At 60.5% G+C, this 12,609-nt stretch carries 10 protein-coding genes; 5 read left to right on the top strand and 5 right to left on the bottom strand.

Annotated elements, in window-relative coordinates:
* Window positions 1-2: 2 nt before the first annotated feature.
* From tilS to folD, 5 genes are all read left to right on the top strand, one after another.
* A complete protein-coding gene (gene tilS / locus E5180_RS09745; RefSeq protein WP_138924209.1) occupies window positions 3-1,262 on the top strand; it encodes a tRNA lysidine(34) synthetase TilS in 1,260 nt (419 codons plus the stop codon).
* A 78-nt stretch (window positions 1,263-1,340) separates the two neighbouring features.
* A complete protein-coding gene (gene ftsH, locus E5180_RS09740; protein ID WP_138924208.1) occupies window positions 1,341-3,257 on the top strand; it encodes an ATP-dependent zinc metalloprotease FtsH in 1,917 nt (638 codons plus the stop codon).
* A gap of 114 nt (window positions 3,258-3,371) precedes the next feature.
* Window positions 3,372-3,953, top strand: coding sequence for an MOSC domain-containing protein (locus tag E5180_RS09735; RefSeq protein WP_138924207.1), 582 nt, complete (start codon window positions 3,372-3,374; stop codon window positions 3,951-3,953).
* A gap of 171 nt (window positions 3,954-4,124) precedes the next feature.
* On the top strand, window positions 4,125-5,801 hold the full coding sequence (locus E5180_RS09730; protein ID WP_138924206.1) for a formate--tetrahydrofolate ligase: 1,677 nt from the start codon (window positions 4,125-4,127) through the stop codon (window positions 5,799-5,801).
* Window positions 5,802-5,895: 94 nt separating this feature from the next.
* Window positions 5,896-6,798, top strand: a complete 903-nt coding sequence (gene folD / locus E5180_RS09725) for a bifunctional methylenetetrahydrofolate dehydrogenase/methenyltetrahydrofolate cyclohydrolase FolD (RefSeq protein ID WP_138924205.1) — start codon at window positions 5,896-5,898, stop codon at window positions 6,796-6,798.
* On the opposite strand, the gene E5180_RS09720 is transcribed toward folD, so the two are convergent.
* The 5 genes from E5180_RS09720 to E5180_RS09700 form a co-directional block, all read right to left on the bottom strand.
* The gene (locus E5180_RS09720) at window positions 6,795-7,223 is read right to left on the bottom strand and encodes a PaaI family thioesterase (protein WP_138924204.1); all 429 of its coding nucleotides are present in this window, start codon (window positions 7,221-7,223) and stop codon (window positions 6,795-6,797) included. The two genes, folD and E5180_RS09720, sit on opposite strands and share 4 nt — an antisense overlap.
* Before the next feature lie 41 nt (window positions 7,224-7,264).
* A complete protein-coding gene (pdeM, locus tag E5180_RS09715) occupies window positions 7,265-7,930 on the bottom strand; it encodes a ligase-associated DNA damage response endonuclease PdeM (RefSeq protein WP_138924203.1) in 666 nt (221 codons plus the stop codon).
* A gap of 262 nt (window positions 7,931-8,192) precedes the next feature.
* On the bottom strand, window positions 8,193-10,637 hold the full coding sequence (locus E5180_RS09710) for a ligase-associated DNA damage response DEXH box helicase (protein WP_138924202.1): 2,445 nt from the start codon (window positions 10,635-10,637) through the stop codon (window positions 8,193-8,195).
* Window positions 10,638-10,739: 102 nt separating this feature from the next.
* Window positions 10,740-12,047 (bottom strand): ATPase, encoded by a 1,308-nt coding sequence (locus E5180_RS09705; protein ID WP_138924201.1) that lies wholly within the window; start codon window positions 12,045-12,047, stop codon window positions 10,740-10,742.
* Window positions 12,048-12,109: 62 nt separating this feature from the next.
* Window positions 12,110-12,604 carry a prepilin peptidase gene (locus tag E5180_RS09700; RefSeq protein WP_138924200.1) on the bottom strand — a complete coding sequence of 165 codons (495 nt, stop codon included), beginning with the start codon at window positions 12,602-12,604 and terminating at the stop codon, window positions 12,110-12,112.
* Between the last annotated feature and the right edge of the window lie 5 nt (window positions 12,605-12,609).

Below are 12,609 nucleotides of genomic sequence, written 5' to 3'. Positions count from 1 at the left end.
TTATGACTGTCGGGTTGGCGGAAAAGATCGCCGCCAGCTTTGACCCCGCGCCGCCCGCCGCCCTTGGTGTGGCGGTGTCGGGGGGCGGCGATTCAATCGCGCTTTTGCATCTGTTGAATGATTATGCCGCCCCGCGGGGCATTCCCCTTTTTGCGGCCACCGTCGATCACCGTCTGCGCCCCGAAGCCGCCGCAGAGGCCGCGATGGTTGCCGATCAATGCCACGCGCTTGGCGTTTCCCATGAAACACTGCGGTGGTCAGATTGGGACGGCAGCGGAAACCTCCAGAACGAAGCCCGCAAAGCTCGGTACCAGCTGCTTGCTGATTGGGCGCGTGGGCATGGTATCGGGGCCGTTTGCATTGGCCACACCGCTGACGATCAGGCCGAAACATTCGTGATGCGTTTGGGGCGACGTGCAGGGGTCGACGGATTGTCGGGTATGCCTGCCGTCTTTGACCGCCACGGAATGCGGTGGCACAGGCCCTTGTTGGACGCACGTCGGGATGATCTGCGTCAGCTTCTCAGGCTGCGCGGGATCGCGTGGGCCGAAGATCCGAGCAATGAGGACGACAGTTACGCGCGGGTCCGCATCCGCAAGGCGCTTGTCGTATTAACCGATTTGGGCGTTGATTCTGTGGCACTTGCAGATGTCTCGCGTAACCTTGCGGATGCCCGTAGGGCGCTTGATGTGCAGATGTGCGCCGCTGCACGTGCCCTTGCCACAATAGAGTGCGGCGCGGTGGCAATCGACTGGCAGGGTTTGCGCGACCTCCCGACAGAGACCCGCCGCCGTCTGGTCACGCACGCCATCGCTTGGGTCAACGGGGCACCCTACGCCCCCCGCAGCAGCGCGTTGGCCGAAGTGATGGCAGCGCTTGAGGCGGCAGGGGCGGCGACGGTACAGGGCTGCGAATTGCGCCTGAAAGATGATAAACTGTGGATCTTCAGAGAGTTGCAGGCTGTGCGGGCCCTCAGTTGCCCCGCTGATGCGCTTTGGGATGGGCGTTGGCGCATGAAGCCTTGCACGGGCATGTCATCCCCTTCGGACCAGCCCATCATCCGGCCCTTGGGCGCAGATGCCTTGCGCAGCTTTGCGGATTGGCGCGATCTGGCGGTGCCGCGGGGGGTGCTATTGTCCTCTCCGGCGGTGTGGCAGGGCGCGGAACTGGTCGCTGCCCCCCTTGTCGGTCGGTCGCAAAACTGGCAAGCAGTGCTCGAACGCGGTGAAGATGCCTTTTTCGCCGCACATATGACGCATTGAACATGTGCCGATCGTGTCTATCTTACACACATCGGGCATTGTGTTTGGTGCCGTCCCCCGGATTTAGGAGACTTTCCTTTGGGTAATATGCGCAATCTCGCCTTTTGGGTTGTATTGATGCTTTTGGTTTTGGCGCTGTTCAATCTGTTCAGCGGTTCGACTGGCGGGATGCAAAGCCGCGAAATCAGCTATTCCGAATTTGTGACCGCTGTAGAAGCAGGCGACGTGCGCAACGTCACGCTGGACGGCGAACAGGTTCGTTTCCGCCGTGCCGATGGCAGTGACTATGTCACGATCCGGCCCGAAGACGCCGAAGTCACCAGCCTGCTGATGTCCAAGGACATTCCGGTGCGTGCGGAGCCCCAGCAACAGTCCGGTTTCCAGACATTCCTGATGTCGCTGCTGCCGATCCTTCTGCTGATTGGTGTATGGATCTATTTCATGAACCGCATGCAGGGCGGCGGCAAAGGTGGGGCGATGGGCTTTGGTAAGTCCAAGGCCAAGATGCTGACCGAAAAGCATGGCCGCGTGACCTTTGACGACGTGGCGGGCATCGACGAAGCCAAAGAAGAGCTGGAAGAGATCGTTGAATTCCTGCGCAACCCGCAAAAATTCAGCCGTTTGGGCGGCAAGATCCCCAAAGGTGCCTTGCTCGAGGGCCCTCCCGGTACCGGTAAAACACTGCTGGCACGCGCGATTGCGGGTGAGGCGGGTGTGCCGTTCTTCACCATCTCTGGTTCTGACTTTGTCGAGATGTTCGTCGGTGTGGGTGCCTCCCGTGTGCGCGACATGTTCGAACAGGCCAAGAAAAACGCACCGTGTATCGTATTCATCGACGAAATCGATGCCGTGGGCCGGTCCCGTGGTGCGGGCTATGGCGGTGGCAACGACGAGCGCGAACAGACATTGAACCAGCTGCTGGTTGAAATGGACGGCTTTGAGGCGAACGAAGGCGTGATCATCATCGCCGCGACCAACCGCAAAGACGTGCTGGACCCTGCCTTGCTGCGTCCGGGCCGCTTTGACCGTCAGATCACCGTGGGCAACCCCGACATCAAAGGCCGCGAAAAGATCCTTGGGGTGCACGCTCGCAAAACCCCGCTTGGCCCCGATGTGGATCTGCGCATTATCGCACGCGGCACGCCCGGCTTCTCTGGTGCGGATCTGGCGAACCTCGTGAACGAGGCCGCCCTAACCGCCGCCCGCGTGGGCCGTCGCTTTGTCGCGATGATGGATTTCGAATCAGCCAAGGACAAGATCATGATGGGGGCGGAACGCCGCTCTATGGTCCTGACGCAGGACCAGAAGGAAAAGACCGCCTACCACGAAGCCGGTCACGCCATCGTCGGAATCAAGCTGCCGAAATGTGATCCGGTTTATAAGGCGACGATCATTCCGCGTGGCGGTGCTTTGGGTATGGTGATGAGCCTGCCCGAAATGGACAAGCTGCAGATGTTCAAGGACGAAGCCGAGCAAAAAATCTCTATGACCATGGCGGGCAAAGCGGCTGAAATCTTCAAGTACGGCGCTGAGACTGTCTCCTCCGGCCCGATGGGCGATATCATGCAGGCCAGCCAACTGGCACGCGGCATGGTGATGCGCATGGGTATGTCGGACAAGGTCGGGAACATCGACTATTCCGAAGCAGCAGCCGGTTATCAGGCCAATGGCGGCGCAGGCGGGTTCAGCGTTTCTGCGGCCACCAAGGAACTGATCGAATCCGAAGTGAAGCGGATCATCGACGAAGGTTACGACCGTGCCTTTAAAATGATCACCGACCACGAGGAAGAATTCGAACGTCTGGCCCAAGGCTTGCTGGAATACGAAACCCTTACCGGCGAAGAGATCAAACGCGTGATGAGTGGCAAACCGCCGCAAGACCCCGATGGTGAGGATACCAGTGGTTTGGATAAACCAAGCCTGACCGCGATCCCAAAGGCAAAGGGCAAAAAGACGCCTCCGCCAAGCGGGATGGAGCCTGAGCCAAGCGTCTGACGCTTTCGCGCTAAGTTAGTTTGAACGAAACGAAAGGCCCTGCACCCGCGGGGCCTTTTCTTTTGGTGCGGCTTTGCGCAGATTGCCGACAACGCATCACAAAGGACGTGCGCAATGCCCACGATGAAAGAAACGAAATTTACCGCTACAATTACGTGGCTTGGCGTGGTGCCGAAACTCGCCAAGGGTCGCCGCGCAGAACCCGTCGACGCGGCCTTTGCCAGCTATGCCGGTTTCGAAGATGACGTACACGCAGGGCTGACCCGTGCGTCCTGTGTGCGGGTGACCAACCTCTACCCCAAAGGCACCGACATCCGGAACGTGCGCCAGCTGTCGATCCTGTCGGACGAAGAGATGTCCCTGATTGCGGCAGATATGGGGTTGGACACGCTGGACCCCATGCACCTTGGCACGTCTATGGTGATCAAAGGCATCCCGGATTTCACCCATGTGCCGCCCAATGCGCGGTTGCAAGCGACCTCTGGTGCGACGATCACGATTGATATGGAAAACCGCCCCTGCGTACTGCCCGGTCGCGAGATCGAAAAAGACAGCCCCGGCCACGGCCCCAAGTTCAAGTCCGCCGCTGCCCACCGACGGGGCGTGACCGCCTGGATCGAACGCGAGGGGCTGCTGAGGGTCGGGGATACGCTGCGCCTGTTCATCCCCGATCAACCCGCCTGGCAGCACGGCTAAGCCCGTTTGCGGCGTATCATCGCGCCTTCAACGGGCAAAACCGCGGCACGCCCGCCCGTCTCGCCGCATCAAGAGCCGGATATGTCGGAATTGCGCCCTCTGCCCATGGCCCCGCAGGCATATTGAGGAAATAACAAACACAGAATGCCGACGGCACATCAGGGAGCACATATGACATTTAAATCCGACATCCAAATCGCACGCGAAGCCAGCAAACGCCCCATCCAAGAGATCGGGCAAAAACTGGGGATCAGCAGCGATGATCTGCTGCCCTACGGCCACGACAAGGCAAAGGTATCGCAGAAGTTCATCAACTCGGTGCAGGACCGGCCCGATGGCAAGCTGATCTTGGTTACGGCGATCAACCCCACCCCCGCGGGTGAGGGCAAGACGACCACGACCGTCGGATTGGGTGACGGGCTGAACCGCATCGGCAAGAACGCTGCCGTTTGCATCCGCGAGGCGTCGCTTGGGCCGAACTTTGGCATGAAGGGCGGTGCCGCAGGGGGTGGGTATGCGCAAATCGTTCCGATGGAAGAGATGAACCTGCATTTCACGGGCGACTTCCACGCGATCACCTCGGCGCACAACCTGCTGAGCGCGATGATCGACAACCACATCTATTGGGGCAACGCGCTTGAAATCGATCTGCGCCGCGTCGTCTGGCGCCGTGTCGTCGACATGAACGACCGCGCCCTGCGTCAGATCACGGCATCACTGGGCGGTGTCTCTAACGGGTTCCCGCGCGAAACGGGGTTCGACATTACAGTCGCATCCGAGGTCATGGCGATCCTTTGTCTGGCCAAAGACCTGAGCGATCTGCAACAGCGTCTTGGCGATATGATCGTAGCCTACACCCGCGACCGCAAACCCATCTATGCGCGCGATATCAAGGCAGACGGCGCGATGACCGTGCTGCTGAAAGACGCGATGCAGCCGAACCTTGTGCAGACGCTGGAAAACAATCCTGCCTTCGTACACGGCGGGCCCTTTGCGAATATCGCCCACGGCTGCAACTCTGTCATCGCGACGACCACCGCGCTGAAACTGGCAGATTACGTGGTGACCGAAGCCGGATTTGGGGCCGATCTGGGGGCTGAAAAATTCCTGAACATCAAATGTCGCAAAGCGGGGCTTGCGCCGTCTTGCGTTGTGGTCGTGGCCACCGTGCGGGCGATGAAGATGAACGGGGGCGTTGCCAAGGCCGATCTGGGCGCTGAAAACGTCGACGCGGTGCAGGCCGGCTGCCCCAACCTTGGCCGCCATATCGAGAACCTGAAATCCTTTGGCGTGCCCGTCGTTGTCGCGATCAACCATTTCGTCACAGATACGGATGCCGAAGTGCAAGCGGTCAAGGACTACGTCGCTTCGCAGGGCTCCGAGGCCGTGCTGTCACGCCATTGGGAATTGGGCAGCGCAGGGTCCGCTGATCTGGCGCAAAAGGTCGTCGAGACGATCGAGAAGGGTCAATCCAATTTCACCACGCTGTATCCCGACGCGATGCCGCTGGCCGAAAAGATCAACACGATCGCCACAAAGATCTACCGCGCCGACGCGGCGGTCATGGACCAGAAAATCCTCAATCAGCTGAAGGACTGGGAAGAGCAGGGCTATGGCGATCTGCCGGTCTGTATGGCCAAGACGCAATACAGTTTCACCACCGATCCCGAAGCCCGCGGCGCGCCGACCGGCTTTACCATCCCCGTGCGCGAAGTCCGTCTGTCCGCGGGTGCCGGCTTTGTCGTCGCCATCTGCGGCGAGATCATGACCATGCCGGGCCTGCCACGGGTGCCCTCTGCCGAAAATATTCGTCTCAATGACATCGGCGATGTTGAAGGTCTGTTCTAAGCGCGTATGAACAGGGCGCGGAGGATCGCTCCTTCGCGCCGTCATCTGCTGTGGCAGGTGATACCAGCGCCACTACAGACAAAGGACGGTCCCTATGACAGCGACGATCATTGATGGCAAAGCATTTGCAGCAAAGGTGCGGGGGCAGGTCGCCCAGCATGTGACGCGGCTGAAAGACGATCACGGGATCACGCCGGGGCTGGCTGTGGTGTTGGTCGGTGCCGATCCCGCGTCCGAGGTCTATGTCAAATCCAAGGGCAAGATGACCAAGGAAGTGGGCATGAAGTCGGTCGAACACCGGCTTGAGGACACAACATCAGAGGCGGAACTGCTTTCCCTGATCGACGCCCTGAACAACGATGACACGATCCACGGCATCCTCGTGCAGCTGCCCTTGCCCGATCACCTGAACGAAGACCTCGTGATCAGCGCGATTGATCCGGCCAAAGATGTAGACGGATTTCATATTTCGAACGTAGGGCTTTTGGGCACAGGACAGAAGTCCATGGTGCCCTGCACGCCGCTTGGCTGTCTGATGATGCTGCGCGACCACCACGGCAGCCTGTCGGGGATGGATGCGGTCGTGATCGGGCGCAGCAATATCGTCGGTAAGCCGATGGCACAGCTTCTGCTGAACGACAGCTGCACCGTCACCATTGCCCATTCACGGACCAAGGACCTCGCCGCCGTCGTGCGCCGCGCTGACATCGTGATTGCGGCCGTGGGCCGACCCGAGATGGTGCCCGGCGACTGGCTCAAACCGGGCGCGACCGTCATCGACGTAGGCATCAGCCGCCTGGACGCGCCAGAGCGGGGCGAAGGCAAGACCCGTCTGGTGGGTGATGTTGACTTTGATAGCTGCGTCGAGATGGCCGGTGCCATTACGCCCGTGCCAGGGGGCGTAGGGCCGATGACCATCGCCTGCCTGCTGGCCAATACGGTCACGGCCTGCTGCCGCGCCCATGATCTGCCTGAACCCGAAGGGCTGACGGCCTAGTCCACAGCCGCTGGAACCGGCACCACCGTGCCTTGCAACAAGGCGATCAGCACCTGCTGGTCGCCGCTTTGAGCAAACACTTCTGCCGTGACCACACACAGCCGCCTGCCCGGTTTGACCACCTTGCCAATCGCGATCAGCCTATCTCCGCGTGCGGGGGCCAGCAGGTTGATCTTGATCTCGGCGGTGACGACCTCGGTATCCAAGGGCAGTGTCGTCAGCGCGGCATAGCCCGCAGCGCTGTCCCCGATAGAGAACGTCAGACCCGCATGCCCGAACCCTTGCTGCTGCAGCGTGCCGGGCAGGATCGGGGCTTCGATCCGGATCAGCCCCTTGGACACATCGCTCAATTCTGCGCCGAGGGTCTGCATCATGGTCTGTGCGCCAAAGCTGTCGCGGATGCGGGCGATTTCTTGCGGAGTCATGGGGCCTCTTTCAACGTCGATATCCGGCCCCGTGACTGCGACTAGCGTGGCATGGGGATCGCGGTGGGCTGCGGTCCGGTGAGTATGGCGCAGGCCCGTGGCCCCATCAATGCCTGTAGCACCGAGGCGTCGCTGAACAGCCCGCCGGTATAGGTACCAAACGCCGGCATGATCAGCCGCTGGTCGTCATATAGAAAAGCCGCGCGGGATACCGCACGCCCGCGTAGTCGCAGCCGTGCCTTGGGGTGGTAATGCCCCGATACCTCTGCCTGCGTATCCGGTTGCGCAATATGGCGAAACCGCAAGGGGCCGATTGCGACCTCGGCCAGATGTTCCCCGCCCAATGCAACAGGTCCGGGATCATGGTTGCCCTCGATCCACAACCACTGCCGCCCTGCTTGAAGCTGGGTCAACGTCAGCCGCGCTGCTTCGGGCAATGCATGGGCCGCCTGCAGATCGTCGAAACTGTCGCCCAAACACATCACGACGCGCACCGGTAAACGATCAAGCTCTGCTGCAAGGCGGATCAGCGTATCGGTTGTCTCGTATGGGGGCAGCGCAGATCCGCCGCGCCGCGCGACCCGTTCTGCCTTGCCCAGATGCAAATCAGAGACACAGAGCAATCCATGCTCGGCCCACCAGAGTGCGCCAGACCCAAGCGCGGTGAGCCGCGCGCCGCAAAAGTCAAAGGCATACCCGGTGTTCATGATGCGTTCATCACCAAGTTTACCCGCAGGCGCAAGGGGCGCGGGCCGAAGTTTTGGTGTGACGCAGGGGCGCAGGAGTATTTGTAAAAGGGTGAAGCGGAGGACGCCCCCGACGCGCACAGACGCTGCGGGTGGGGGCATCTTCACCCTTTACGGTCATCGGCTCTCCAGCCTGTACCGCGAGGTATGTTTGGCAGAGATACCTTTATCCAAGGTTAATCCACTCTTTTGAAAATACTCATATGCCGGACGGCTGCGGGGTTTAGCGTCGCTTGAGGGGGATATTGTCAGGCGCAGGGGTGATCTGCGCGAGGCCCGAGGCCTCCATCAACCGGGCGGATTCCTCGGCTAGAAGGCGTTCTTCAGCTTGCCCTTTGACCGGCACACGTCCCATTTCCAAAAACAGTGGCGCTGACAGCGGGCTGACACGGTCGAGGCTGCGGTGATCGATACGGCCCTTGATCCGGTGCAGCATCTCTTCGATGCGGCCAAAGTCCACCAGTCCGCGTAGCGCCTCTTCGCGGGTGATGTCGAGCAGCAGGTGATCCGGTTCGTATTTCAGCAGTGTATCGTAGAGAATATCCGAGCTGAAAGTCGCCTGACGGCCTGATTTGCGGGCCTGTGGGGTGTTTCGTTCAATCAACCCAGCGATCGTGGCGGCAGCGCGAAAGGTGCGTTTCATCACAGCGTTGCCCGCCAGCCAAAGGTCAAGCCCGTCATGTAGTGCCGTGGCATCAACAAGCGGGGCCGGATCATCAACCGGATCAAGCCCCCAGATCAGCGTGGCATAATCAGTGGCGACAAAACCCAGAGGGTTAAGGCCAAGCTCTTCCATCCGTTTGGTCAGCAGCAAGCCAAGAGTTTGTTGCGCGTTGCGACCGGCAAAGCCGTAGAACACCGTTTGGGCGCGGCCATCGTGGGGGAAGCTTTCGATCAGCAAGCGCCCCGGTTGCGGCAGCTGGCTGACGTCGCGCTGCAGCGCAAGCCATTCGGCAGTATGACGCGGCAGGCCGGGCCAGCTGTCTTGGGTGAACATGCGTTGCACGCGGGCCGAAAGCTGGGTGGAGGTGGCGAATTTCGTGCCCATGAACGTGGCAACGCGTGGTTTCTTGGCGGCAGAGCGGCTGACCTCGACGGTCATTTCGCGCAGGCCTTCGTATTTGACGATCTGCCCGCCAATCAGAAATGTGTCGCCTGCGCTCAGCGATGCAGCAAAGCCCTCTTCGATCTCGCCCAGTGGTTTGCCGCCGCGATTGCGTTTCATCCGGACCTTTAGCGTATCGGTATCTTGGATGGTGCCGATGTTCATGCGGATGCGCTGGCTGCTGCGGGGGTCGCGCAGGTGCCATTTACCGTCCGTATACAGCAGCCGTTGCCACCTGTCATAGGCCCGCAGCGCATAGCCACCCGTGGCGCAGAAATCGAGGCAGGCGTCGAACTCTGCGCGGGTAAGGCCCGCGTAGGCGCCGGCCGAGGTCACCTCGGCATATAGCGCATCGGCGTCGAAGGGACCGGCGCATGCGGTGATCAGGATATGCTGGCACAATACGTCTCGTGGGCCGGGGCCGCGCGGGTCGCCGTCAAGCTCTCCGGCCAATACGGCGTCTAGCGCGGCAACGCATTCAACGACTTCGAACCGGTTCGCGGGCACCAGCAGCGCCTTGGACGGGGCGTTGTAGCGGTGGTTAGCGCGCCCGATGCGTTGCACGAGACGTTTCACATTCTTCGGGGCACCGATCTGAATCACAAGATCGACGTCGCCCCAGTCGATCCCAAGATCGAGGCTGCCGGTGCAGACAATGGCCCGCAGGTCGCCGCGCACCATCGCGGCTTCGACCCGTTCGCGTTGCTGACGGTCAAGAGAGCCGTGGTGGATACCGATGGGCAGACTGTCTTCGTTGGCAAGCCAGAGGTTGTGAAAGAAAATCTCGGCTTGGGCGCGGGTGTTGTGGAAGATCAGGGTGGTTTTATGCTGGCGTACCTGTTCGAGCACCGCAGGGATCGCATAGGCGGCGCCGTTGCCGGACCACGGCGGGGCCGCGTCTGTGTGCAGCATCTGGATATCGGGCGCCGGTCCGGGGTCGGCCAGCAGGATCGGGCAAGGATCGGGGTGGCGTGCCATAAAGTGGGCGATGGCTGCGGGGTCTTCGACCGTGGCCGACAGGCCCACCCGTTTCAGGCCCGGACATAAGCGTTGCAGTCGCGCCAGTGCCAGCATCAGCTGATCGCCGCGTTTGCTGTCGGCGAGCGCGTGGATCTCGTCGATCACCACGCGTTTGAGCCCTTTGAACATGCGTGGCGCGTCCTCGTAGGAGGTCAGCAGCGCGAGGCTTTCGGGGGTGGTCAGCAAGATGTGAGGCGGGTCCGCGCGTTGCCGCCGTTTGCGGGTCTGCGAGGTGTCGCCGGTGCGGTCCTCGATCCGGATGGGGAGGCTCATCTCGGTCACAGGGGTGGTGAGATTGCGTTTGATATCCGCCGCCAGTGCCTTGAGCGGTGAGATATAAAGCGTGTGCATCCCGTCATGCTCGCCCTCTGCCAAATCAACCAACGTGGGCAGAAAGCCTGACAGCGTCTTGCCGCCGCCCGTGGGGGCGATCAGCAGCAGCGCGGGGGCGTCGGCGCGGTCCAGCATATCCTGCTGGTGCGGGTGAATAGTCCAGCCTTTGGTGGCGAACCAGTCAGTGAATTTGGGGGGCAGGGTTTGCATGGGGTGCAAGATAGGGTGTTTGCAGACGGGGGCCAGCCCCCGCACCCCCGGAGTTTACAAGGCAAAATGAAGAGCGGGACACGCCCGAGTGCCAGCGGCGGCCTATCTGACGATGGTTTCATCCGCGACGAACATATTGGCCCATGCGCGGTCAACCAGATCGGGGCGCATCTGGTGGGGAATGCCTTCGAAGTCGCAGATCGCGATCATCTGGTCGATCAGGAAAATCGGTTGGTAGTTGGCAAAGGTGTTGTCGATGGTGGGGTATTTGGTTTTTAGCAGGTGGATCAGCGACGCCTCGTCGAGCTTGATGTTCCGCTTTTTGGCGACCATGGCAAAAATCTTGAGAAAGATTTCCTGATTGGGGCCATCGATCTTGATCTTGAAAAAGATCCGGCGCAGGGCGGCTTGGTCAAAGATTTCATTGGGGTGAAAGTTGGTCGAGAACACCACCAGCGTGTCGAAGGGCACTTCGAATTTCTCGCCTGATTGCAGGGCCAGGATGTCTTTGTTTTCTTCCAGTGGCACGATCCAGCGGTTGACCAATGCCTGCGGTGGTTCGGACTGGCGGCCAAGGTCGTCGACGATAAAGATGCCGCCCGTGGATTTCAGCTGCAGCGGTGCCTGATAGGTGCGTGCGGTGGGATTATAGACAAGATCGAGCATATCAAGCGTCAGCTCGCCCCCGGTGATCACGGTGGGGCGTTCGCATCTGACATAGCGGGTGTCAAAGCGGGTAACGCGGCGCAACGATGTCGGGTCTTGTTCTTCCTCGATCGCAGCGGAGTGGACGATAGGGTCGTAGACGGTGATCACCTGTCCGGCATATTCGATGGCTCGCGGGACGTAGATCTTGTCGCCAAGCGCATCGCGGATTCCGTTTGAAATACTGGACTTGCCGTTGCCGGGGGGGCCGTACATCAAGATGGATCGGCCTGCCGTAACAGCCGGGCCCAGATTGCCAATCAATTCCGGAGGAAGCACCAGATGGCCCATCGCGGCTTCGAGGCGGGCGCGGGTGATCTGCATGTTGCGCACCGACTGGCGTTTGACCTGTTCACGGTAAACATCAAGCGGCACTGGCATCGGACCAAAATATTCCGATTGCGCCAATGCATCCAGCGCGCGGTTCTTCCCCAGATCGGTCAGCTGGTAGCCCATTTCGGTGCCGCTATTCGCGTTGAGTGTGCCCGTCGCTTCGAGAAGGCGTTGTTCGCGCGCCAGGTCCACCAATTCCTGCGTGACCTGCAAGGGCAGGCATATGGCTTTGGCAAGCTCGCTGACCATGGTGACATTCTTGCGGAACATCGTCTTGATCATGATGTCGCGCATCATCACCACGGGCAGCTTCATCTCTAGGATGGTGCGTGGCGGAGGAGGGGCCATGACGGCGCTCTTTTGCATATTCACGAAGGGCTACTTTCATGGAGGTACAGGCTTGCCCCACGTCTTAGCGGCCGAATATGGCAAATTCAGGCCCCGAAGTAGGCACCGAGCATTAAATATGCGCCAAGCACAGTGCCAAGCGCGAGACCCATTGGGAATTTTTTGGCTTCATGCCAGCTGACCCACTGCGGCGCGAGCTTGCGCAGGGGGGAGTATTTGGCAGCGCGATGAATGATATAGGCCGCGATCAGCGTGGTCATGAAAAGCGCCATCAGAAACTGAAGATCCCCGAGCGCGAAGAACGGGGTGGCCGCAGCAATGAATTTCGCATCGCCTGCACCCATCAGCCCACCTGCGTTCATAAAGATTCCCACCACGAGCGCCATGGCCATCGCCAGCAGGTGCCAAAGATAGCTGTCAAACGGTAGGACGATGGGGCCGATGATGACAAACACGCCGGCCAGCGCGATCACCGTGACGTTGGTGATCCGCATAAAGGCGAGATCGGTATAGATCGTATAGGCGCAAAGCGGCAGCGCGAAGGGTAAAAACCAAAGCGCGGCATAGCTGGTGATCTCCACCGGGG

The organism is Sulfitobacter sp. BSw21498 (assembly GCF_006064855.1).
Lineage (GTDB): Bacteria > Pseudomonadota > Alphaproteobacteria > Rhodobacterales > Rhodobacteraceae > Sulfitobacter.
Note: the sequence above shows the minus strand (reverse complement) of the source record. Positions and strands in the feature narration are given on the sequence as shown.

Bases quoted from the DNA above. Each gene is read 5' to 3' on its own strand.
- tilS (WP_138924209.1), top strand. From the start codon at position 3: ATGACTGTCGGGTTGGCGGAAAAGATCGCCGCCAGCTTTGACCCCGCG.
- E5180_RS09735 (WP_138924207.1), top strand. From the start codon at position 3,372: ATGCCCACGATGAAAGAAACGAAATTTACCGCTACAATTACGTGGCTT.
- E5180_RS09730 (WP_138924206.1), top strand. From the start codon at position 4,125: ATGACATTTAAATCCGACATCCAAATCGCACGCGAAGCCAGCAAACGC.
- folD (WP_138924205.1), top strand. From the start codon at position 5,896: ATGACAGCGACGATCATTGATGGCAAAGCATTTGCAGCAAAGGTGCGG.
- E5180_RS09720 (WP_138924204.1), bottom strand. From the start codon at position 7,223: ATGACTCCGCAAGAAATCGCCCGCATCCGCGACAGCTTTGGCGCACAG.
- pdeM (WP_138924203.1), bottom strand. From the start codon at position 7,930: ATGAACACCGGGTATGCCTTTGACTTTTGCGGCGCGCGGCTCACCGCG.
- E5180_RS09710 (WP_138924202.1), bottom strand. From the start codon at position 10,637: ATGCAAACCCTGCCCCCCAAATTCACTGACTGGTTCGCCACCAAAGGC.